Source organism: Peribacillus glennii (genome assembly GCF_003429105.1).
Taxonomy (GTDB): Bacteria; Bacillota; Bacilli; order Bacillales; family DSM-1321; genus Peribacillus; species Peribacillus glennii.
Map to the genome: position 1 here is coordinate 137,946 of NZ_QVTD01000010.1, position 24,325 is coordinate 162,270.

At 42.9% G+C, this 24,325-nt stretch carries 18 protein-coding genes and 1 pseudogene; 9 read left to right on the plus strand and 10 right to left on the minus strand.

Annotated elements, in window-relative coordinates:
* Window positions 1-154: 154 nt before the first annotated feature.
* Window positions 155-616, plus strand: a complete 462-nt coding sequence (locus tag D0466_RS14825) for a DUF3052 domain-containing protein (protein WP_117323338.1) — start codon at window positions 155-157, stop codon at window positions 614-616.
* 62 nt (window positions 617-678) lie between these two features.
* The gene (locus D0466_RS14830; protein ID WP_117323339.1) at window positions 679-1,341 is read left to right on the plus strand and encodes an NAD-dependent epimerase/dehydratase family protein; all 663 of its coding nucleotides are present in this window, start codon (window positions 679-681) and stop codon (window positions 1,339-1,341) included.
* Between the two features lie 56 nt (window positions 1,342-1,397).
* Here the strand turns inward: D0466_RS14830 and D0466_RS14835 are convergent, their stop codons facing one another.
* From D0466_RS14835 to D0466_RS14850, 4 genes are all read right to left on the minus strand, one after another.
* The gene (locus D0466_RS14835; RefSeq protein WP_117323340.1) at window positions 1,398-3,614 is read right to left on the minus strand and encodes a sensor histidine kinase; all 2,217 of its coding nucleotides are present in this window, start codon (window positions 3,612-3,614) and stop codon (window positions 1,398-1,400) included.
* On the minus strand, window positions 3,592-4,284 hold the full coding sequence (locus D0466_RS14840; protein ID WP_117323341.1) for a response regulator transcription factor: 693 nt from the start codon (window positions 4,282-4,284) through the stop codon (window positions 3,592-3,594). The genes D0466_RS14835 and D0466_RS14840 overlap by 23 nt, the downstream gene beginning before the upstream one ends.
* Window positions 4,285-4,459: 175 nt before the next feature.
* Window positions 4,460-4,792: an ArsR/SmtB family transcription factor gene (locus tag D0466_RS14845; RefSeq protein ID WP_117323342.1), complete on the minus strand. Its 333-nt coding sequence runs from the start codon at window positions 4,790-4,792 to the stop codon at window positions 4,460-4,462.
* Window positions 4,792-5,208 (minus strand): SRPBCC family protein, encoded by a 417-nt coding sequence (locus D0466_RS14850; RefSeq protein WP_117323343.1) that lies wholly within the window; start codon window positions 5,206-5,208, stop codon window positions 4,792-4,794. The genes D0466_RS14845 and D0466_RS14850 overlap by 1 nt, the downstream gene beginning before the upstream one ends.
* Before the next feature lie 460 nt (window positions 5,209-5,668).
* On the opposite strand from D0466_RS14850, the gene D0466_RS14855 reads away from it, so the two are divergent.
* From D0466_RS14855 to D0466_RS14870, 5 genes and pseudogenes are all read left to right on the plus strand, one after another.
* Window positions 5,669-6,583 carry a DMT family transporter gene (locus D0466_RS14855; RefSeq protein WP_117323344.1) on the plus strand — a complete coding sequence of 305 codons (915 nt, stop codon included), beginning with the start codon at window positions 5,669-5,671 and terminating at the stop codon, window positions 6,581-6,583.
* A 387-nt stretch (window positions 6,584-6,970) separates the two neighbouring features.
* Window positions 6,971-7,153: pseudogene (locus tag D0466_RS22255) on the plus strand (hypothetical protein); the annotation flags it as partial.
* Between the two features lie 265 nt (window positions 7,154-7,418).
* Window positions 7,419-8,540 carry a 5-methyltetrahydropteroyltriglutamate--homocysteine S-methyltransferase gene (locus D0466_RS14860; protein ID WP_117323345.1) on the plus strand — a complete coding sequence of 374 codons (1,122 nt, stop codon included), beginning with the start codon at window positions 7,419-7,421 and terminating at the stop codon, window positions 8,538-8,540.
* A 146-nt stretch (window positions 8,541-8,686) separates the two neighbouring features.
* Window positions 8,687-9,622 carry an aldo/keto reductase gene (locus tag D0466_RS14865; protein ID WP_117323346.1) on the plus strand — a complete coding sequence of 312 codons (936 nt, stop codon included), beginning with the start codon at window positions 8,687-8,689 and terminating at the stop codon, window positions 9,620-9,622.
* Between the two features lie 167 nt (window positions 9,623-9,789).
* Entirely contained in the window at window positions 9,790-11,394 is a 1,605-nt protein-coding gene (locus D0466_RS14870) for a PhoX family protein (protein ID WP_117323347.1), read from the plus strand.
* A gap of 64 nt (window positions 11,395-11,458) precedes the next feature.
* On the opposite strand, the gene D0466_RS14875 is transcribed toward D0466_RS14870, so the two are convergent.
* A complete protein-coding gene (locus tag D0466_RS14875; protein ID WP_117323348.1) occupies window positions 11,459-12,190 on the minus strand; it encodes a class I SAM-dependent methyltransferase in 732 nt (243 codons plus the stop codon).
* Window positions 12,191-12,380: 190 nt separating this feature from the next.
* Between D0466_RS14875 and D0466_RS14880 the strand changes: the two genes are divergently transcribed.
* Window positions 12,381-12,647 (plus strand): hypothetical protein, encoded by a 267-nt coding sequence (locus tag D0466_RS14880; protein WP_233522660.1) that lies wholly within the window; start codon window positions 12,381-12,383, stop codon window positions 12,645-12,647.
* 42 nt (window positions 12,648-12,689) lie between these two features.
* On the opposite strand, the gene D0466_RS14885 is transcribed toward D0466_RS14880, so the two are convergent.
* The 4 genes from D0466_RS14885 to D0466_RS14900 form a co-directional block, all read right to left on the minus strand.
* Window positions 12,690-13,031, minus strand: a complete 342-nt coding sequence (locus tag D0466_RS14885; RefSeq protein WP_117323425.1) for an MGMT family protein — start codon at window positions 13,029-13,031, stop codon at window positions 12,690-12,692.
* 148 nt (window positions 13,032-13,179) lie between these two features.
* A complete protein-coding gene (locus D0466_RS14890) occupies window positions 13,180-14,877 on the minus strand; it encodes a triple tyrosine motif-containing protein (protein ID WP_117323349.1) in 1,698 nt (565 codons plus the stop codon).
* Window positions 14,878-15,075: 198 nt separating this feature from the next.
* On the minus strand, window positions 15,076-19,020 hold the full coding sequence (locus D0466_RS14895; RefSeq protein ID WP_117323350.1) for a 5'-nucleotidase C-terminal domain-containing protein: 3,945 nt from the start codon (window positions 19,018-19,020) through the stop codon (window positions 15,076-15,078).
* A gap of 282 nt (window positions 19,021-19,302) precedes the next feature.
* Window positions 19,303-20,205 (minus strand): LysR family transcriptional regulator, encoded by a 903-nt coding sequence (locus D0466_RS14900; RefSeq protein WP_117323351.1) that lies wholly within the window; start codon window positions 20,203-20,205, stop codon window positions 19,303-19,305.
* Between the two features lie 194 nt (window positions 20,206-20,399).
* Here D0466_RS14900 and gdhA point away from each other — a divergent pair, with 194 nt between their 5' ends.
* Window positions 20,400-21,782 carry an NADP-specific glutamate dehydrogenase gene (gene gdhA / locus D0466_RS14905; protein WP_117323352.1) on the plus strand — a complete coding sequence of 461 codons (1,383 nt, stop codon included), beginning with the start codon at window positions 20,400-20,402 and terminating at the stop codon, window positions 21,780-21,782.
* A 300-nt stretch (window positions 21,783-22,082) separates the two neighbouring features.
* On the opposite strand, the gene D0466_RS14910 is transcribed toward gdhA, so the two are convergent.
* Window positions 22,083-24,131: a catalase gene (locus D0466_RS14910; RefSeq protein ID WP_117323353.1), complete on the minus strand. Its 2,049-nt coding sequence runs from the start codon at window positions 24,129-24,131 to the stop codon at window positions 22,083-22,085.
* Between the last annotated feature and the right edge of the window lie 194 nt (window positions 24,132-24,325).

Genomic DNA, 24,325 nt, shown 5'->3' on the forward strand with positions numbered 1-24,325 from the left:
TCCTCGGCTAGCTTTGGGCATACCCTTCCGCCACTAAGTGCTAAGTGCATGGGAAAGAGGTTTGACACTACTTGCAGCCTTTCATATAGTTAAAACAAACAGAAAGCGCTTTTCTATTAAATCGGAAAAATTGACAAAGAGGGGACCCTTTTAAATGTCTGAAATCTTACCTGTTATCAGAAAGCTCCAAATCAAAGACCAAGGCCAGCCCGTTCTAATCCTGAATGCCCCAAAAGCCTATGAGGAAGTAATCGCTTGCTTCACCGGAGAAGTACATAAAGAGAAAAAAAATGAAGCATACGATTTTGTACAGGTTTTTGGAACATCAAATGAAAAGCTGCAAGCTTTCGCGCGTGAAGGCGCAAAAGCGCTAGTGGATGATGGTTTGTTGTGGCTCTGCTACCCAAAGAAATCTTCAAAGGCCTATAAAGGTTCTGACTGCAGCCGGGAAACTGTTGCCCGCTTACTCGCGGAGGAAGGCTACGAGCCGGTCAGGCAGGTTGCCATCGATGAAGATTGGTCGGCTTTACGCTTTCGTAAGCCGGAAAAAATCAAAAAAATGGTGCGGGATTTTTCTGTAACGGAAGCCGGTAAAGAACGGACCCAGCAAAAATAGAGCCCTATGTGCCAGTGTGGCCAAGATCCCTATTATCCGGCTAAAAGAAGGGGAGTCATGAATTGAAAGAAAAATCAGCCTTAATCGTCGGAGCCAGCGGCCTTGTTGGTTCAGAGCTGCTTCAAATTCTCCTGAATGAAGGGGCTTATCGGAAAATAACTGCCATTGTGCGCAAGCCACTGGGCATCCAGCATCCAAAATTGGAGGAAAAGACCGTCGATTTTAATCACCTTGATCATTACAGCGAGTATTTTATCGCTGATGATGTATTCTGTTGTTTAGGCACTACCATTAAAAAAGCCGGGACAAAAGAAGAAATGACAAAGGTTGATGTAGGTTATCCCTTGGCGGCCGCTAAACTGTCCTTTGAAAACGGGGCCAGCAAATTCCTGGTCATTAGTTCAATGGGTGCTGATCCAGACGCTTTGGTTGCTTATTCAAGAATGAAAGGTATGCTGGAGCAAGAATTAAGTAAAGTTGGTTTCCAATCCCTGCATATTTTCAGGCCATCCCTTCTGTTAGGAAACAGAAAGGAATTCCGTGCGGGAGAATCGGCAGCAGGATTCCTTTTTCCCCTTCTGTCCTTTTTGTTGGTAGGCCCCTTGAAAAAGTACAAAGCGATTCAGGCCGCGACTGTTGCTTTGGCCATGTATCGGGCGGCACAGAGCGGCAAAAAAGGGAAAACAATTTATTTATCAGATGAGATTCAGGATATCGCACAATGATGCCGTATACAGTGATAAGATGGCCCATATTTTTAGCGGGGCCATCTTTTTTACGGTTACATTGATTCCAATTCAACGGTCACTTTAAACAGATCCCCATCCACTTCCACATCCATGTTTCCTTCATGAAGGTCTACAATCGATTTGGCAATTGCAAGCCCGAGCCCTGAACCATCCGTATGCCGGGATGTGTCCCCCCGTTTAAAGCGTTCCATCAGCTCGTCAATATTTCCGCCGAGCTCATACTTGGTCACATTTTTAAACGTGATTTTCACATAGCGGTTTTCATGCTCCAGATTAATATAAACCCTTGTATATTCCATCGAATATTTAAGTATGTTGCCGATGAGGTTGTCAAAAACCCTCCATACCTTTTGCCCGTCCACGAATGAGTACACAGGCTTATCGGGAGTGGAAACCCTGAATTGAAGCGTGGATTCTTTGATTGTTTCGTCGTATTCAGCCAAAGCTTGCTGCAGAAGCTGGACGATATCCGATTTTGTTTTCGAAAGCTCAACATTGCCGCTCGCCATTTTGGAAGCTTCAAATAAATCCTCAATTAATATCTTCAACCGCTTTGATTTTCGATCAATGATCTGGACATAGGCATCCCGGTCTTCCTCTGTTAAATCAGGCGTTTTTAACAGTTCTGTGTATGAGATGATTGATGTTAATGGTGTTCTAAGGTCATGGCTGACATTGGTGATCAGCTCCGTTTTCAAGCGCTCGCTTTTAGCCTGGGCTTTTTGGGAGGATTTTACCCCGTGCTTGATCTTGTTGATGTTGCCCGCAAGCCTGGCAAACACAGAACTCCCTTTCACAGGAAGGTCAGGCTCGAAATTCCCCTGAGCCAGTTCGCTGGAATTATGGATGATCGTATTAAAATACGCCAGGCGGTTAATCAGGAAAAAAAGACAAGGAACGGTGACGACCACAAACAGAATCATATAGACAACGATTAAATGCTCATTATAAACGAGAAACCCGACACCAAATCCAGAAGCAAAAATGACAATCAATAGAATGCACATTTGCACGGCAACACTTTTATTTAAAAAGGATTGGGCAAAGACACGGTAGGTTTTATAAACGAGGCTGCCCCGCAGCTCTTCTTTCGACAGCCCGCCGGTTTTAAATACTGGAAACAGCAAGGTTCCCTGTATAATAGTCGCGGTCAATAGGACGCTTGCCAATAATAATGCGAAAAATATATCGATAAATGAATTCGTGGATTCATAATAGGAAACATTGGATATAAAACCCAATGATAGTGATGTGAATATCAAGCCTAGTATAAAGGCAACGATTCTCACGTCTAAGGGAATCCGCCCGTAATGCCCTCCCCAATTTAAGGATGAGACCAAACGGAATGGCTGTGTTTTTCTATACATCAATAAACTTGCCAATAAAGCAAGGACGCCAACACATGAGAATACATAGGAAAATTTTTTTCTCTTTTCATAGTCCTGGAATCGGAACATAATCTGTTTTTCATTGGACAATGATTTTGGCACAGCGATGGTCCCTTCAAATGTCTGTCCACCGCTAAAGTTTAATTGTTGGACAACATCATCAGGTAGCCTCATATACGGGTAACGCCCTTGAGTTGAAAGATAACCTTGAGATTGGGAGTATTTTTTAATGAATAGCATTTCTTTATTATTCATTACCTTGTTTGCTGACTCTGCATCCACACCATTCAGATTAGTAAATTCTTCCCCTGTTTTCGTATTTTGCAGATAATATTTGAATGACGCCTTATATCCCTCAAACTCGGCATTGTATTTATCCCTTTCCCGGAAAAATTCATCAATATTCTTTTTCTTCTCTTCAATCACTTTTTTGCGTACATGCTCATCATTTTTAAAGTTATTCGTGATATCTTCAATTTTTTTATCTCTTTCTTCTTTATATAGATTAGCCACTTCTTTATTTCCTGCCGTGAGCGCATCCTGGATCATCGATTCATATTGTCCATCAATGTTCGCAACTTGCTCAGCCAGGCTTCCATAACGGTTGCGGTGCTCCTCAATTTCTTCCTGTGATACTGTAATGCCTTCCCTGAGCTCTTGCTTTGTCAGATCATGCAGTTCATAAAGGCTTAGAAGGTCAATGAACTGGTTCATTTCTACATCAAACTCATCCGACTGAAAAAAATCCTTGCCTATAAATTGGCTGCCCTGCGAGAGAAGGGTCAGCAAACCGCAAATTCCTGCCGTAAATAAAACAACCCAAACAGCCCCTATGATTCTACTTTTCCATTTTGTATCCAATTCCCCATACCACCTTTAAATACCTTGGATTTTTCGGGTCGATTTCGATTTTTTCCCGGATTTTACGGATATGGACAGCCACCGTATTTTCCGCGTTATAGCAAGGTTCCTTCCAAACCCGTTCATAAATTTCACTGATTGAGAATACTCTTCCTGCATGCGACATAAGCAGTTCGACAATTTTATACTCAATGGGGGTCAGCTTGACAGCCTCTCCATGGATCGCCACTTCCTTGGCTTCTTTGTCGAGGGTTAGGCCGTTTAGGTTAATTTGTGTGTTCTTGCCTTCATATGTACCGAGTGTCACATAACGCCTGAGCTGTGATTTTACCCGGGCAATCAGCTCTAAGGGGTTGAACGGCTTTGTAACATAATCATCCGCACCGACCTGGAGGCCAAGAATCTTATCCGTGTCTTCACTTTTTGCGCTTAAAATGATGATCGGGATATTTTTTTGTTCGCGAATTTTAAATGTCGCCGAAATCCCGTCCAGCCTTGGCATCATCACATCCAGTATGATCAGGTGCACCGTATTTTCTCCCAGTTTTTCCAGGGCTTCGATGCCGTCACATGCTTTAATGACGGTAATGCCTTCATTCTTCAAATATATTTCAATCGCGTCGCGGATCTCCTTTTCATCATCCACGACCAGCACATTAAATGGGCCCATATTCTCACTCTCCTTTCGAAATTATATCATGTGCCTAAATTTGGGATTAGCTTTATTCTAGCCTGAAAATCTTAACATTCCCTGGGGTAAATTCTTAATAGTTTCTTAAGAAAAGCTGAACCATTTTTTGGCCACAAGAAAAACCGCCCCCTAATGGGGGCGGCAGACCTTTTTTCTATTTATCGCTTGTTCCTTCATTTTCCACTAAATGTTTAAGCATCGAAATCTTGTTATCCCAAAATTGTTCGAAATAGGAAAGCCAATCCTTCAGTTCCAAGAGCGTTTCCGGATGAAGCTTATAGCGCTTCTCCCTCCCCACTTTGTCCACGCTGACAAGTTGGGATTCCGAAAGAATGCGCAGATGCTTGGAAATGGCAGTCCTGCTTATCGGGAATTGGCTGCTTATCATGGTAACTGGCATTTGCTTTTCAGCAAGAAGCTTGAGGATTTGACGCCTTGTAGGATCGGCAACCGCCTGAAAAACATCATGCTTTGGCGCAGCCGACATTACCCCTCAACCACTTTACGCAGTTTATCATTAACAAGCGGCCCCCAGCCATTATCCATGATGCCGCGCACCACTGAATGTTTTTGCTGCGATTGAGGAATGACCTCGTCAGGCTCTCCCCAGCCCGAATGGATCATCGTAAATTCAGTTTCACCATTTACCTCTTTCAGGTTAAATGATACGACCCATCCAAAATCTCCCCAGGAAAATACCAGGCGGTTTGGCGGTTCAAGTTCCAACACCTTACATGGAGTAGGTCCAAAAGGTGATTGTATTGTAAATTCATGGCCAAGTTCTTGTTCGAAATCGTTTGGCATAAACCATGCAGCAATTCCTTCCGCTGTAGCCACTGCTTCCCACACTTTGTGAATTGGTGCATGAAATACTGTTGTTTTTTGTATATCCTGGACTGGCATGTAGCATTCCTCCACTATGAATTTTTATATGTAACCATTTGGTTTCCTTTTTGTATTATATGAAACCTTATGGTTTCCTGTCAACCTGCTCTTCTGCTATATAAGTGAACTGATACGTATGATAAATAATATTGTAGATGTTTTGCTCATTTATTCCCAACTACATAGGACGAATAGAAATCGAGCTTTCTCTCTAGCCTATGCAATTGGATTCATCCTTTTATGAAAGATATGTGAAATCCAAATTCATATGAATGAGCCAAAAGATATTTGTCAAATGCTGAGATTGATCAAAAAACTTATATAGTATTGCTTGCCGTTAATATAGATGCAGGCTCTTAGTTTTTGTTACATATTTAAGTCTTTGGTCAGTTTGCCAACATTTTACCTGTTTGGTATATTGAGTGAATACATTATATTAAGAATATTTTCAGATAATTAAAGAGAGGCGCACGTCGACATGAAAAAATATTATGTGCTGACATTCCTTATCCTGGCTAATCTTTTCTGGGCAGGCAATTATGTTTTTGGAAAGTTTGTGGTCGCAGAAATGGCCCCTCTGCAAATGACATTTTTGCGGTGGCTGATTGCCATCTTCCTTTTGTTCCCTATCGCCCATATAATTGAACGGCCTAATTGGAAGATAGTATGGAAGCAGTGGAAGACTCTTTCCGTCATGGCGGTATTGGGGATTGCCGGGTACAATTTTCTTTTATACGAAGCCCTGCGCTTTACTACTCCCATGAATGCATCACTTGTGAATTCTATCAATCCGGCCATCATTGTCCTCTTTTCGTCCTTGCTCCTGAAAGAAAGGATTTCACTAAAGAATGGTGCAGGCCTTCTCATTTCCCTACTGGGTGTTCTTCTTGTCTTGACGCATGGACATCTTGAACAGATCTTCCACCTGCATTTTAACCGGGGGGATCTGCTGATGCTTCTGGCAATATTAGTGTGGACTTTTTATTCCATCATAGGCAGGACCATTAAGGAGGCACCGCCAATTTCTGCGACTGCAGTTTCCGTAATGCTTGGGTTATTGATGCTGCTTCCTTTTGTCCTTTCTTCGGGTCTGGAATTTCCTGAGAGCAGGCAGGCTATAGCCGGAATGTTATATATCGGGATTTTTCCATCAGTCGGTTCCTTTGTTTTCTGGAATGTGGCATTACGCCAAATCGGTCCCAGCCGGGCGGGGATTTTCCTTAATTTAATCGCGGTATTTACCGCAATCCTCAGCCTGCTATTAGGAAATAGTATTACACTTGTACAGATTCTTGGCGGCATTTTGGTTTTTATCGGTGTTTACCTGACCAGCCAATTAAAGAAAAAAGAAACTTTGCATATTTCTCCCGGGAGTAAGGAGATAAGCCCTTAAACCGGCAAACTCCCGGTGTGAGATGCCAGGTACTATCCTGGCTCTCCTGTTTTTGCTAGTAATATCTCCCCTTCCAATCTTCAAAAACAGCATTCGCTGAAGCCCGTAATTTGGACTCAATCACATTATTTATCTAATGGCTATGAGTAAATTATTTCAATCCCTCCGCCCTTATTGAGCCTCCCACATTTCATTAATGCTCCATTTACTGATTCTGTATTTCCTATTCCCAATAGGGAACAGAAAAGAAATCTCCCATTATAGATAAAATTACCCATTTTTAGAATCCTTGATTAAAATGAATCCAAATCCTTTCACAATGTTTAGGAGTTTTAATAAAAGCAAATGGGTAAAAGTGTAAAATTATGAATAAAACCATCATAGAAGAATGTATATAATTTGGCAGCCATCTCCATTCTTGAGGAAATGGAATTACTATTTCAGGATATTGTCTATCAATTAGGTTCCCAAAAGGCACAGGCAATCGAAGAGCTTTGTGAAGTGTCCAGGAAAGTACTCGAAAACATAGTGATAGTGGATAATCAAGTCGGCCGCGGGATGATTAATTAAACAGAACCAACTTTATGATACCGTTTTTTAATCGGTATTTTTTATAGAAATTACCGATTTGTAAACCATTCTTGCTTAAAGACAATTTACTTCTGTGCAAATTTTTGTTAAGATTCTAAATATTTAAGTTAGAAATCTCGCCAATAAGCGAGCCTTACTAATATAAGGCGAAGAAATAGACGCAGTTCACATAGCCAGTGTTCTGCTTGCATTCAGAAAGGGAAGTTTGATACTTTCCTATTAGCCAAACAGAGGAGAATTCATCATGGAAAAGAACATTCTTGATTCATTACAAAGAAAAACAGCACCATTTCGGGCTGACCAGGTAGGCAGCCTATTACGGACAGACCGGATCAAACAGGCACGCTTGCAGAAGGCTTCCGGACAAATTACAGCCGAGCAGCTGCGGCAGATTGAAGACGAAGAAATTACCCGCATTGTGGAAAAGCAAAAAGAAACAGGGCTTCAGGTCGTTACGGACGGAGAATTCCGCCGCGGCTGGTGGCATTTTGATTTCCTGGAGGATCTTGATGGCGTAGAACGCTATGAAGCAGACCAAGGGATCCAATTCCATCAGAAGCAAACGAAATCCCGTGGCATAAAGGTAACAGGAAAGCTGGATTTTACTGACCACCCTATGCTTCGCGATTATGAATTCCTGCACGGCATCGCGGGAAGCCATACAGCCAAGATGACAATTCCAAGTCCAAGCATGCTGCATTTCCGGGGAGAAATAGAGAAAAGTGCCTATAGTGACCAAGAAGAATTTTTCCATGACCTTGCAGGGGCCTATAAGAAGGCGATTAAAGCCTTCTATGATTCAGGGTGCCGTTATCTGCAAATGGATGACACTTCATGGGCTTACCTTTGCTCGGAAGAACAGAAAGAACAAATTAGGGCAAAAGGACTTGATCCGGAAAAATTGAGCACTTTATATGCCAAAACAATAAATGAGGCAGTTGCAGGCCGTCCGGATGACATGAAAATCACTATGCATATCTGCCGCGGAAATTTCCGCTCCACATGGATTTCATCCGGCGGGTATGAGCCGGTTGCGGAGGTTCTTTTCGATAACCTTAATATCGATGGGTTTTTCCTCGAATATGACAGTGAACGTGCAGGCGGCTTCGAACCGCTTCGTTTCGTGAAAAGGCCTGATCTTCAAATCGTCCTCGGATTGGTCACATCGAAATTCGGGGAATTGGAGAATCCTGATGATATCAAACGCCGCATCGAGGAAGCATCCCGTTATGTGGATCTGGAACAACTATGCCTGAGCCCGCAGTGCGGCTTCGCTTCAACAGAAGAAGGCAACCTGCTCACCGAAGAACAACAATGGGCCAAACTCGCACATGTCGTAAACATCGCAAACGATGTATGGAAATAAAAAGGGGTCAGTCCCCCGCTGCTTTAACGTATCACCGTGCCGGGGGTCAGTCCCCCGGCGCTTTTAAGTATTAAAGCTAACTATTTTCATCCTCCTCTCTGGTTTTGTTATGATAGAACCAGGTTGAATAAAGGAGATGATGTAAAATGGCCGATAAGAAACGTCTCGGCAAGACGGATTTGTATGTTAATCCAATCGGGCTTGGCACGAATGCTGTCGGCGGGCACAATATTTACCCGAACCTGATTGAAGAAACAGGGAAAGATGTAGTCCGCACAGCAATTGACAATGGCATCAACTTTTTGGATACTGCTTACATTTATGGACCTGAGCGCTCAGAGGAGCTAATCGGGGAAGTCATCAAAGAAAAAGGCAACCGTTCAGAAATCGTGATTGCTACAAAGGGTGCACATAAATTTGTGGGCGGAAAGATTGTCCTTGATAATTCACCGGCCTTTTTAAGAGAGGCAGTAGAAAACAGCTTAAAACGATTGCAAACCGACTATATCGATTTGTTCTACATTCATTTCCCTGATGAAGGGACACCGAAGGCTGAAGCAGTGGGAGCCTTAAAAGAATTAAAGGATGCCGGGAAAATAAAAGCGATCGGCGTATCCAATTTTTCCATCGAACAATTAAAAGAAGCAAATAAAGACGGCTATGTAGATGTATTGCAATCGGAATATAATCTTTTCAACCGTGAAGTAGAAAAGGAAATTTTGCCGTATACGAAAGATCATAACATTTCATTCGTGCCATATTATCCCCTTGCGGCCGGATTATTAGGCGGAAGGTATACAAAGGAAACCACATTCAATGACGGACGTGCCAAAAATCCGCTCTTCCAGGGCGAGGCTTTTGTCCGTAACCTGGAAAAGGTGGAGCAAGTGCGTGAAATTGCCAATGCTAAAAATGCCGAAGTAGCGCATGTGGTCCTTGCCTGGTACTTGACCCGCGACTCGGTCGACGCGTTAATCCCGGGTGCCAAACGGCCAGAACAGGTCACCAATAATCTAAAAACGCTAGAAATCCAATTAACGAATGAAGAGATTGAAAAAATCAGCCGTATTTTCCAGGAATAAGCCATATGAGAGGATAAAAGCTTCCCCAAGCTTTTATCCTTTTTTAATTTCGGGAACTTACATTTGCAGATTCCCTTGTTCTCCCCAACATTCATACCATATTAACTTATGTACAAATTAATTTCCTATTGTTAGCTCATATACTGATAAAGGTGTTATGAAAAAATATGAAGGAAGTGATTGTCATGAACTGGAGTTACCCGCCGGATAAAAATTGTTTATATCCTCCAGCAAATCCATATAACCAGCTTAATTACTACCCAACCCAATACCCTCCATATATGTACCGTACCCCTCAGCAGCAAAATCCTGGATTCCATCAATTCAAACCCATCAAACCTTCCTCTCAGGATCAGCTGATTGTGCCCAGGGGCTATCAATACGATATTGTCGCAACGTGGGGAGAAGACCTGGGCACTGGAGAAAGGTTTGGATTTAATAATGATTTCACTTGTTATTTTGGCAATAACCCAAATGAGGGAATTCTCTGGGTGAATCATGAGTATATCGGCAATTTAGCCATATATGTTTCCGGGTATAGAGGAGAGGGCCCGCGTACCCCTGAACAGATCCGCATTGAAAAATATAATGTCGGAGGTTCTGTCATCCATATCAAAAAAGATTCCAAAGGCAAATGGGGCATCGTAAAAGGTTCCCAATATAACCGCCGGATTACAGCCAATACACCTATTGCCTTGACAGGCCCTGCCAGAGGAAATGCTGCTGTTGGCGGTGCCACGCAGGTTACCGGTACTTTAGCCAACTGCTCGGGAGGAAAAACATTATGGAATACAGCAATGAGCGGTGAAGAAAACTACATGGATATGGTCGAAGATTGGTCGACAGCTGAAAACAAGCTGAATCCTGCCCATTATGGATGGATTGTTGAAATTGACCCGCTTGATCCCAAATCAACTCCAAAAAAACATACATCACTAGGCCGTTTCAGCCATGAAAATGCCGTGATGACAGTAGGAAAAAGCGGTAGGCTGGTTGTCTATTCCGGCGATGACGCAAACGACCAATGTGTATATAAATTCATCAGTGATGGCGTTTTCCGCCGGGACGCAGGGAAACAAAACAGCAGGCTGCTTGAAAAGGGAACCCTGTACGTAGTCGATTTAGGCAATTTAAAATGGGTTCCGCTCGACAGGGATAAAACACCGGCATTGACAGAAAAATTTAAAACACAGGCAGATGTGCTTGTCAACACGAGAGATGCTGCCAAGCTCGCCAATGGAACTCCGTTAGACAGGCCGGAGGATATTGAAATCCATCCAAAAGACGGCTCTGTTTATATAGCCCTTACAAATAATTTAGACCATGGAAATTATTACGGGCAGATTGTCAGGTTGGTCGAGGATGACAATAACTCTGAAAGTACGTCCTTTGAATATGAAGTTTTTGCGGCAGGCGGGCCTCAAAGCGGCTTCGCATGCCCGGATAATATGGCGTTTGATTCACAGGGGAATTTATGGGTAACAACCGATATATCCTCTTCCAAGTTGAATGAAGGCCCTTACAAGTATTTTGGCAACAATGGATTCTTTATGTTTCCTACACAAGGTTCCAATAGGGGAAAAGCCTTTCAGTTTGCATCGGCACCAGTGGAAGCAGAACTGACTGGCCCATGGTTTGGCCCTGGTGAACAAACCTTATTTCTATCAGTTCAGCATCCTGGCGAAGAAACCAAGGACCCTAACAACCCGACCAGCCGCTGGCCAACCGGAAACATACCAAGGCCATCAGTCGTCGCAATCTCAAGGAAATAAAGCAGAATAAAGCAGGGGCAGTCCCTCGTCGTTATACTGCGGTACAGCGCTGGGAGCTGCCCTATCACTTATTTGCCCTGAAAACGCGGTATCCTAATTTTTCGCCATAGGTGAGCAGCAGTTGGTGGTGGGTTTGGAAAACAGTATCTATCTCGGGATCGTTATCGTACATGGGCGGCATTTCCTCAGACATCTCATTCTCCTCAAACATCAATTCTTCTAATTCTTCCATAACTGAATTAGCTTTCAGGACATCCACCGCTTCAAACCCTGCATGGTCGAAAGCATCAATCCATTCATCCTCAGTCCATACGTCCTTCATTTCATAAAATGCGATGATTTCAGCTTTTTCTTCGCTTTTCAATTCTTGTTCCACTGCCATGTCTATGTTAAGCAATACTCCCCCAGGCTTAAGAACCCGAAAATATTCCTGTATGGAATTAGTGATATCGGTAAAAGCCGTCGAAGACTCCGCAATGATATAGTCAAATGTATCCTCAGGAAAAGGAAGTTCTTCTATACTGCCTTCTGAAATGGTTACCGGAATATTTTCTTCAGTAAATCTCACTGCTGCCGCCTTGATCATTTCAGGATGAACATCGATGGCATAAACTTTGCAGCCAAAGGTTTTTGCCAAATATGCCGATGTTTGGCCAGTCCCGCACCCCGCATCCAGGATTTTTGTCTGGCAATCGATATCCTCCCTTTCCAGGATCAATTTAGTCAGAGCAAATCCGCCTGGATGCGCACCTTGTATTCTATAAAACGCCAAAGCATCTTGGTATGAGAATTTCACAGTATCTACTCCCCGGATTAGAATCGAGATGGTCTATTTTATGACAGGGACCCGTTAAGTGCTATTGATGAATACATAAATACCTGTATTCCATACTTTTTTCCACGTTCGCCTTGTGTATCTATCCATTCAAAAAGCACCGGTTGGACATAACCTATTTATTGAAAGAAAAATAGGAGGTGTAGATAAATTGTCTAATTCAAGCATTTATGATATGTGCCATCGAGGTGTAGGAAGATGTGTGCGGTTAACTATGAAAGACGGCAGTGTTCACAGAGGAATCATTGACCGGGTCACTCCAAACAGAGTGTATCTCCGGCCTATAGGCGGAGGGCGGAACTTTGGAGGCCATGGTTTCGGATGGGGCTGGGGCTGGGGCTGGGGTGCAGGTGCCGCAGCAGCCGGATTTGCTATCGGGGCCATTGCTGCTTTGGCGTTTATTCCATTTTTCTGGTAAAAAATCAGCAGGCTGCCGGAGTTCAGGCAGCCTAAATTCCTCTCAAATCAGGTAATCAGGATTCTCATCCATGTAAAAACTATCTGGATGATATTGATATAAAGCTAAATCGATGCCATCTCCCTTAACTTCGACACCCTCTTCCTCAAGTAAAAGCTTTTGCAAAGAATTCGATTCATCATCCTTAATGACAATCTGCCCTTTTGAATTAATGATTCTATGCCATGGAAGCTTATAATTATCACTCATGGAATGAAGGATACGAACGACCTGCCTCGCCCCGCGGGGACTGCCGGCAAGCCGCGCAACCTGCCCGTAGGTCATCACTTTTCCTTCAGGCACTGACTGTATGATTTCAATTGCTCTGGCTGTAAATGGTTTCAACATGGCTCCCCGGTTTTCACTCCTCCCGCTCCTTAGAAAAGGAACTTTTTAATCAACCCTTTTATTATCTATCAACAATTCAATGAATAAAACATTATATAACTAAAAAAACGGGCAGCCTAAGCTCCCCGAAAGTAATCTCATCTATTTATTGTGCTTGTGCGATAGGTTCTTCAACTACTGGATCCGCAGGCTGTTCAACAGCCGGTACAATTTCATAGTCGATTTCTTTCACAGCATTGACCAGCTTGGAAAGCTTGTGTTTAGCTTCGACCTTAATTTTGTAGTTGCCAGGAGCATCCGGGGTCCATGAATAAGTGTACGTTTTTGAAAACAGCTGTACTACTGTCCATTTTCCGTCCTTTAAGATGGAAAACCGGTATTCGTAATCCTTGTTTTCTTTAGACGCAGCTGAGACACTAATTGCCGTATTCACCGGCTGCGGGCCTTCTTTATCGAATGTAACCGTTGGAGTGGCTGCCGGCTGGTATACTGTATAATTAAGTGTCTTTTCATGGTCGTATGCTTTCTTGGACCATTTGTGCTTCACTTGGACCTTGATTGTATAATTGCCCGGTGTTTTTGGCGTCCAATTGAATTTAGAAGCTGCTGAAAACTTCGATGAATGAACCGTTTTCTTATCCTTGATTATTAATAACCGGAACACATGATCACTGTTCTTAGTGGATGCAGCCGTAATGGCAATGTCCGTATTTACAGGTTGTGGGCCTTTCTTATTTGTTGAAATGGATTTCAACACTGCTGACTCAAAAACATTATAAGAAATAGATTTTTCATGGTCATATGCTTTCTTGGACCATTTGTGTTTAGCCTGGACCTTGATTTTGTATTGGCCCGTTTTTGCAGGCTTCCAATTTACCTTTGTAGCTGTCGAGTAGTTTTTAATTGTTGTCCACTTCTTCGTATTGCCGTCATACACTAAATACCTGAACCGGTTGTTAGCATTATTATTCGAAGCTGCCGACACGGCAATGTTGGAACCTTTTAGCTGCGGGCTGGCTTTATCGGTTTTTACTGATTTCAATGAAGCCGACTCAAAAATATTGTAGCTGATTACTTTTTCCTGGTCTGCCGTCTTCCTGGAATACTTGCTCTTCACCGAAACCTTTAATTTATAAGCACCTGGCCTTGTTGGCTTCCAGTTCACAGATTTACTAGATGAATAGTTTTTTATGGTTGTCCATTTTTTTCCATAGTAGACTGAAAACTTATAAGCCGGCTGGTAGCCTTGAGAGGTACTCGCCGAAAGCTTGACGGTTGTATTTTTCAACTGTGGGCTTTTCTTGCTTGCAGTGAAGCTTTTAATCTTGCTTTCTACCACATATCCATCCGAGACAGCTATCGATTCGAAGCTTTTTGATGTATGTGTAATGATCACCGGCGTATACGTTTTCACCTGGTCATAAAGCCAGCGTACATCACTATCATACATCCTGATACAGCCGGAGCTTGCATAAGTTCCTATTGAACTAGGCTTATTATTGCCGTGTATGGCATAGGTTGTCCCGTATGTACCCCTTGCATCCAAGCCTAGCCATCTGTCACCCAAAGGGTTATTCGGATGGCCCCCTGGGATGCCTCCGCTATAATAAGGACGGTTTTTTATTTTTTTAACGATTGGAAATTTCCCTTCCGGGGTGTAGGATCTTTGTCTGCCTGTGGCGACTTTGAAGGTCTTCACTAATTTGCCTCCATCAAAAAAGGCAAGTCTATTAGTCGCTTTGTTCACGATGATCAACTGTCCGGTACTGGTTGCATGTGCTTCCGGAACGGTAAAGAAAATGAAACTTACCAGTAGAATAAGTACTGTTGCAAATTTTTTCATAGAAATCTCCCCAATGCTTTATTTCTATTATTACAATATCATTACAATATCATAAAAATCCTGGTTATTTTGTAAAAACATGGGGTTTTTGTCAAAAAAAATTCGACTTTTTTTATAATGCTAGATTTACTGAGGCTCACACTGTTTTTTTACATAAAAAAGGCCCACCTGTTTTTCCCAGGAGGGCCCTTATTACTATTATCTTTTGGATTCTGTCCTGTGCTCTGTAATATAGTCTATCATTTCCGTTATCTCATTCTTATCTTCTGCGCTCATGAGTTGTTTTGGATAATGCTTAATGCGCTTACTTAGCTTTTCGAGAGATTTATAAGCTATATCTTCGGTTATTTTATGCGTCTTTTCTCTTTCAAGTGTGCGGTCCGCAATCTGTAATTGGACTATAATTGACTTTTTTACGCCATTAACCGCGTCTGCAGCTGCTACCAATTTTTCCGTGTTTTCTAGAGTTGCAGATTTCACATTGACTTCGACTGCCTTAGTTTTCGACACATTATGGACCTTGTCAAAGGCACGGTATAGAATCTTGCTCTTCCCGTCTTGATTTACGGCAATGCCATCTGTATAACGTGTCCAAGTTACACCGTTATCGAGGCTATATTCAATATGGGAAACCCCAATGCCAGAATCAGTTGCATTTACAGTAATCTTCATTTCATGCAAGTAAGAACCGTCCCTGAAGCTCGGCTCCGGTAAAACTGCTTCATTTAGGACAGGTGCCTCAATGTCTTCTGAGATTCTTCCTTCCGCCACATAATGAATCGGCTCTTTGAAGCTCTTTACAAAATTCACTGTTGCCGCCAAGTCTTCCGGACCCTGGACCGGATTTTCACCGTATTGGCGAATTTTATATTTATCAGAAGAATGCTCATACATATAGTTGTTGACTGTAAGGGTATATGTTCTATCCGGGTCAACCGGTGTTCCATCCGGAAGATAGATATTTACGACCTTATTTGTTTTACTATCCCATGTATAAGTAAAACCGCCGATTGATACGTCCGGACCATAAGATGAAAATTGTGCATTCAGGATTGGCTCAAGCTCTGCCCCTGTAATGGTTACCGTGATCAATGTATTGTTAAATGGCTGGATATTGAATAATTCCTCCCAAGTAATGTCCCCGTCATTTAGGATGTCACGGATTCCCCCGCCGTTCATTAACGCAAAATCGGATTTCATCTCATAATTCATGCCGTCTGCAATCAGGTTTCCAAGTGCATTGTCTCCGATCATGCCTTTTTTGGCATAGCCTCCCTGCATTGGAACTGCAGCCGTTCCCACTACCTGATTCAAAGTTGGTCCGACCATTTCTGTATATTTAGCTAAAATTGCACTTACCTCTGGATCAGGAGTTATCCCTTGTTGTACTACGTCCACGACATCAGCTGTTTTTTTGATAACATCACCGGTTGCAGGATCGATTTCCAAATCGATGTCCCCGAAGCTCTTCCCATATTCCCAGGCTTGCACAATTAATTTATTATCAACCACGGCATCCACCTTTACATGGTTGTGGGCAGCAATAATCACATCAACCTCATCATCTACTCCAGTTGCCAGCCCGGCGATTTCACCTGAAGCGGCTTCACCGCTTTGATTTCCAGGTACATGGGCTAACACAACAATCGCTTTGATACCTTGTGCTTTTAATTCTGCCGTATATTTATTCACTGCAGTTTGTTCATCAGTGAAGCGGATGTCTTGAATGCCTGAGGCCATTACCATATTTGGCGTATCTACCGTCGCCACTCCAATGAAACCGATTTTCTCTCCGGCAATCTCTTTTATTGCGTAAGGTTGTAAAACCAGTTCGCCAGTATTCTTGTATTCTACGTTTGCTGCGACAGTTGGAAAATTGATGCCATCGTAGCCTTTTGTCCCGTTTGGATGGTCGCCGCCTTTCACCATACGGACAAGTTCTTTGGTACCTTCATCAAATTCATGATTTCCGACGGTCCCAACATCAAATCCGATTGATTCCATAATCTCCACAGTAGGTTCATCCTGGACTAGTGCAGAAACTGGTGAGCTGCCGCCAATCATGTCTCCGGAATGGACGATCAACGTGTTAGGGTTGGTTGCTTCACGCGCCCTTAAATATGCCGCTAAATAATCCGCACGGCCGTACTGGACATTATTAGCCGTTCCCGTAACATCAATTTTCCCGTGTAAATCGTTTACTGAAAGCAACTGCACCAGGACACTGTCGTAGGTTGCACCGGCTTTTTTATACCCATTGCTTTCTGCTTCTTGGTCACTTGCAAAGAAAACTCGTTTTTCAACCGGCACCTCTTCCCATTTTTCAGGAGAGACATATGTTTTCGTTGAATAATCACCTACATAACGGGCGAATCCTTTTCCTTGCTCCCTGGCACGGAAGGCAAACGGAAGCTCCTCCAGCGGATTAGCAGGATCCCAGATTCCACGTCCATTGTCTTTTGCTTCTTTTACAGCTGTCTGGAATTTTTCGTAATCAGCCGCAGCGCCAATCGGCCAAATAAAGTAGGTGGATGCATACCCCTGGCGCACCATTTCGAGGTTTGTATTTACATGATCCGACTTACGCACGATTTGGGCTAGCAACCTTCCATAATCATCCTTTGCTTCATCACCAACGATCACCTTCACCTCGTCACCGGCTTTTAGAAGACTGTTCAAATAAGCCTTCGCTGCTTCCCCATGTTCTTTTTGGCTGCGGTCCGCTTCAGTTACGACCTTATGATAGGTTTCCGGTGTATCGATATTTACAAAACGCACTTTTGTTGATCCCAGTACCGGCGATGTTAAATGAACAGTATCCCCGTCTACTACACTAGCAATAGTAGATTCAAACTCTCCTGATAATTTAGGGGCTTCCGGTTGCGGATCAGCCAATTTCAAATCAGCGGCCTTACGCGGGATAAGCTGATAGTCATTATATTGGCTTAAAATAGCCGTAGCTTCATACCACTTTCCTGCTTGGAGTTGATTTACATCAATTGAACCTTCAATTACACGCAAAATAGCAGAATGGTAGTTTTCATCAATAAAACTAATATTGTAGCCGCCGCCTGAAGGAGTTGAAGGAATGCTTTCAATAAAGCCCGTAACTTTTACAAGCTGCCCTTCGTTCGGTTCTGCTTTTGAGCTGTCTTGAAAATCTGCCAGAGTCATAGCTTTTGGCTGAGGCAGCTCTGCATTTTGAGATAAAACTTCAATACTTGATGGTTTAATTTCAATCAAGCTTCTATAAGATGTAATAGAACCTGTAATTTTTACTTTATTTCCTTCTTTAAGATGAGGAAATCCTTCACTACTGTTATCAAAAACGTTGATACCTGCTGTGTCATCCTGGATATAGGTTGATAGCTTTCCGCCCCCTATAGTGGAATTGTCAGCCGTTACAACACCTTCGATGGTAACGGTTTGTCCGTTTTTGGATTTAGCAGCAGCGATGGATAAAACACCTGCGACAGGATCCGGCTGCGGGTCTGGATCTGTGCCTGGATCTGTGCCTGGCTGGCCGTTGAAGGTGTGTTTTCCTAGGTCACCCGTATAATCTTTAGGATTTGAGTTCCATTCCAATGAAGGGTCAAACGCATCACCTGCAACTTTATCCCCTCTGATTACGGCTTCTTTCCTGACCAAGGTATGGTCAACAGTCGTATAATCACCAGTTCCCCAGCTGGAACCAGGGTCAGCACCTACTTGTCCGAACACATCAATAATCGTCTCATTCTTCTTTAAAACAATTGCGTCATTGCCATTAAAATTAGAAACTGCTGCAGTTTTGTCCGCTTGTGCTTTAATAAATTCATTGGCACTGCCATTTGCAACAATATAAACATCCTGATTTAAAAGCGTTCCTGATAAAGACAGCTTGCTAGTTGCAGTAGCTGCACCATTAGAGTACAGTTCTAGACTATACTGGGACAAATCAACATCATTTCCAGTTCCATTGAAGATTTCAATAGCTTTATTGTTGGAGCTGCCCTCCATATATTCTGATATAAATAAATCCTCCGCCAATACCGGGGGTTCTTCCGCCTGTACTCCAGCAGAAAAAATACCGGAGAAATTTGAAAGGAACAGAGCGACAATCACCAGGAAACTAAGAAACTTCTTAGAACATGTATTTCCCATGTAAACTCTCCTTTACTATTTAGTACTATCCAGATAATCATAAACGGAAAATTTATCCGGTATATTAAAAAAATGTAAATTAAAGTAAAATGATGATTATTACCCAGTTATACAGGTAAGGAAATGGACCTGTTTGTTATGTGGAAGCTTCAAAAAAAAGAGCCAGTCCCCCACCGCTTTAAAGCGTTGGGGAACTGGCTCCGCTACCGTATGATGGTAAATATTGATGAAGATATGGTATCTATTCCTGATTATTCTTCCGATTTCATAAGGTGCTATTTATTATTGAAATCTGTTCAATCTCCCAAAAAACTCTTTTAGAAATTCATAAAACAGCTTTTCTGTTGGAAGGAGCTGGCGTTCACCGGGGATAATCACACCAACCGAACGGGAAACCTCCGGCTCGCTTACGGGTATCTTTACTGTTGAACGCGGCAAGCTGTCAATCAAGGTGATTTCAGGTATAAGTGTTACGCCAAGGCCTGCCGAAATCAAACCCTTAATGGCATCAATATCCTCCCCCTCAAATGACACATTGGGCTGAAAACCAACCTGCTCACATGCAGTAACAATTACATCCCGTAAAATAAACCCTTTCGGAAACAAGACAAATGAATCTTCCCGCAAATCACTTAATTTTAAGCAAGCCTTATCCGCGAGAGGGTGGCCTACCGGCAATAAGGCCACAATTCTTTCAGTGAATAAAATATCACCTGTAACCCTTGTTTCCTTCTGAGGCACAGGTCCAAGAAGTGCCATATCAATTTCACCCTTCACTACTCCATCAATTAAATGACGGTAGGAGCTTTGCTTCAGCATAAATTTAACTAGAGGATATTGTTCACGGAAAGCAGATATGGCACTAGGAAGCGTATAGGCAGCCAGGCTGCTGGGAAATCCTATTCGAATGGTGCCTTTCCCGGGGTCTATATATTCCTCGACCTCCCGTCTAGCATTTTCAATTACCTTAACTGCTTGCTGCATATGTGCCAGAAACCTTTTGCCAATTGGGGTCAATCTGACATTACGTCCGTCCCGGATAAACAGATTCACACCCAGATCAGCTTCCAGATTAAAAATCTGCCGGCTGACGGCCGATTGAGCCACATGTAAAGCAAGGGCAGCCTCTGTTACATGCTCACGCTCGGCCACTTCAATAAAATATTGGATCTGTCTTAAGTCCAATGCATCCACCTCTATTTTCCAATCATCACATTTCGGCATCATTTATATCGATTATTCATATTGTTTCGATTATTAATTCATTATAAAATATTATGAGGTAAATTATAACGCTAATATAAAAACAAAACCTTTTTCATTATTGATTTAGCTTTATGAATGTGAGATTTCATCGAAAAGGAGACAGTGTAGACAATATGGCAACTGTAACAAAAATTCAAACACCAGAAACACAAGCTGCAAGAGAATATGTTAATAAAGTTTACGAAGATGTAAAGAAGCGGAATCCTCATGAAAGTGAGTTCCATCAGGCTGTGAAAGAAATTTTTGATTCTCTTGTGCCCATTTTGGCAAAAGAGCCTAAATACATTGAACACGCCATTCTTGAAAGAATGGTTGAGCCTGAAAGAGTCATTACCTTTAGGGTCCCATGGGTCGATAATCAAGGCAAAGTACAAGTGAACCGTGGATTCCGTGTACAATTCAACAGCGCTATCGGGCCTTATAAAGGCGGCTTGCGCTTCCATCCTTCTGTAAATGCCAGCATCATCAAATTCTTGGGATTTGAACAAATCTTCAAGAATTCCTTGACCGGCCAGCCAATCGGTGGTGGAAAAGGCGGATCCGACTTCGATCCTAAAGGTAAATCAGACATGGAGATCATGCGTTTTACTCAGAGCTTCATGACTGAGCTGAGCAAATATATCGGACCGGATACGGATGTACCTGCCGGTGATATCGGTGTTGGCGCAAGGGAAATCGGATTTATGTTTGGCCAATATAAAAAACTCCGCGGTGCCAATGAAGCAGGCGTTTTAACAGGTAAAGGCCTGGGCTATGGCGGAAGCTTAACGCGTACAGAAGCAACAGGCTATGGAACGGTTTACTTTGTGGATGAAATGTTAAAAGACAAAGGCCTTAGCTTCCAGGGAAGCACGGTAGTCGTGTCAGGATCAGGAAATGTATCCATTTATGCGATTGAAAAAGCCCACCAATTAGGCGCAAAAGTCGTAGCCTGCAGTGATTCCAACGGCTATATCGTTGATAAAAACGGCATTAACCTTGATACCGTGAAAAGAATAAAAGAAGTAGAAAGACGAAGAATCAGTGCTTATGTAGAAGTACATCCTGAAGCACAATACTTCGAAGGATGTAATGGTATCTGGTCCATTCCATGTGATATTGCTTTGCCGTGCGCAACACAAAATGAAATCGATGAAGCATCCGCTAATACTCTTGTCGCTAATGGAGTAAAAGCGATCGGTGAAGGTGCGAATATGCCATCCACCCTCGAGGCTATCGATGTATTCCTTAAGAACAATGTGCTTTTTGGACCGGCAAAAGCCGCTAATGCAGGCGGAGTAGCCGTTTCCGCATTGGAAATGGCCCAAAACAGCATGAGATTGTCCTGGACATTTGAAGAAGTCGATTCAAAATTAAAGGAGATCATGACAAACATTTACCGAAACAGCGTAAATGCTGCCGATGATTATGGCTATCCAGGCAATCTGGTCGTAGGGGCCAATATTGCAGGTTTTGTTAAAGTAGCCGATGCGATGATCGCACAAGGAGTCATTTAAAAATGTAACGAGGTCAGTCCCCCACCGCTTTAAAGCAGTGGGGGACTGACCCCTTTTTTTATTGAACTTTTGAATGCGGGCTTCCGATTTGTATTAAAACCGTTTTGGCAATGTTTTTACATAGGTTGCAGTTGCTTGCAGGTCTTCAGGTCCAAATGCCGAAATCGACAGAAAGTTCTTCAATGCCATACTGGGCATCTCCATACATATAATTATTTATAACAAGCTGTATCACTCAATTTCATAGTTTCAAATTATAAAAAAAAGAGAGGATAATATCCCCTCTGTACAACCAATATTTTAAACCACTTGGCGTTCCCAATGGCGGTGGGCGGAAATCGCTTCAACGAATGTTGACAGAAATTCGTTTATGTCTTCTCCTTGCACTACACCCGCACTTCCTACGATGCCGCTAACTTCCAAGTATTTCACACCTTCATGGGTTGCACCGATTGGCTTGAAGTGCGAAAAAGCTTCCTTTATAAAATAGATTGTGTCATTATGGAACTTCTTGCTTTCGGAAGCTCCACCGATAATATATAAAGCATCAAAGAGAACAGGGTCGGCCGTTAAAAATGTATGGTCAACAGCAAGCTCAGTACCATCGGAACCTTTAACCGCCCCTAACATATCACTCACAATTTCAGGCTGAACACCTTCCGCCTGTATCCCAGCCAATATGGACATAACCTCCGCGCCGTTAAATTCATGGCCGATTATGACACCGACTTTCCGTGTATTCGGCATTTTGATGGTGTTTTCCTGGCTTAAAGCCGGTGAGGTTTTCGTTACACTCGAACCACCCTCTTTAGGCGGGGTTGCACCGATTTGTACAGCAAACGCAGCTGCAAGCTCTACATTGACATGAGCAAACATGTCCACTATTTCCTGCCTCACAGACAGGCTTTTCACTTTCCCCAATTCAAAGCTGAATGCCTGGATAATGTGTTCTTTTTCAACCTGGCTCATGCTATTCCAAAACAGGGCAGCTTGAGAGAAGTGGTCTTTAAAGCTCTCACTTCTGCTGCGTATTTTTCTTCCCTCCACCTTTTCCTGGTAATGCACATATCCGCCCTCTGCCTCAGTTGCAGGCGCAGGTGCATTACCAGCCAGTGAATTCTTATGGTAACTAACCTGCCCCACATTAATCGTCTGGCGGCCATAACCATCCCGCTGATTGTTGTGGAACGGGCAAACCGGCCGGTTGATCGGCAGCTCATGGAAATTTGGGCCGCCAAGGCGTATTAGCTGAGTATCTGTATAGGAAAATAAACGGCCCTGCAGCAAGGGATCATTGGAAAAATCAATTCCAGGAACGACATGCCCCGGATGGAAGGCCACTTGTTCCGTTTCAGCAAACACGTTATCCACGTTACGGTTTAACGTCATTTTTCCAATGATTTTTACCGGTATATCTTCTTCCGGCCAGATTTTCGTAGGATCCAGAATATCAAAGTCAAAATTGAATTCATCTTCTTCAGCAAGCAGCTGAACCCCTAATTCGTACTCTGGGAAGTTCCCCATTTCAATCGACTCCCATAAATCCCGCCGCAAGAAATCAGGGTCCTTTCCAGAAATTTTTTGCGCTTCATCCCATACAAGGGAATGGACACCCAATACAGGCTTCCAGTGGAATTTGACAAAATGCGCTTTTCCTTGGTCATTGACAAACCGGAACGTATGGACGCCAAACCCTTCCATCATGCGGAAACTGCGTGGTATAGCCCTGTCCGACAAATGCCACATGATCATATGGGCAGATTCCTGATTGTTGGCTACAAAATCCCAAAACGTATCGTGCGCCGATGCAGCCTGCGGCATTTCATTATGCGGCTCGGGCTTTACCGCATGAATTAAATCCGGAAATTTAATTGCATCTTGAATGAAAAAGACCGGAATATTATTGCCGACTAAATCATAGTTCCCTTCCTCCGTATAAAATTTTGTCGCAAACCCGCGGACATCCCGGACGGTCTCCGCTGAACCCCTGGAACCGGCTACAGTGGAAAACCGAACGAATACAGGCGTTTTCACGGATGGATCCTGTAAAAATTTCGCTTTCGTGTACTCTTTCATAGAATCATAGACTTGAAATTCACCATGTGCTGCAAATCCACGGGCATGTACCACCCGTTCAGGGATTCGTTCATGGTCAAAATGAGTCATTTTTTCCCGAAAGTGAAAATCCTCCATCAATGTGGGGCCTCGTTCACCCGCTTTTAAGGAAAACTCATCCTCGGAAACCTTCAAACCTTGATTGGTCGTCATTTTCTGTCCTTGATCATTGACACGAAACTGCTCCAGCTGCTCATTCTTATTATTTGAATCAACTTTTCTTTCTTCGGCCATTCGCTGTCCCTCCTGTTTAAATATGTAAAGACAATCCATTGCTTTTGTACCCATCAATAAGGAAAGACAAACAAACCTGTTTCACTTTTCTAGCTAATCAGATAAAATTTTTATTGAAAATTTTGGAGTTTATGATATATATTTACACCTTTTGTTCACTGATTTTAACTGCATTCCCTTCATAAATAATGCCT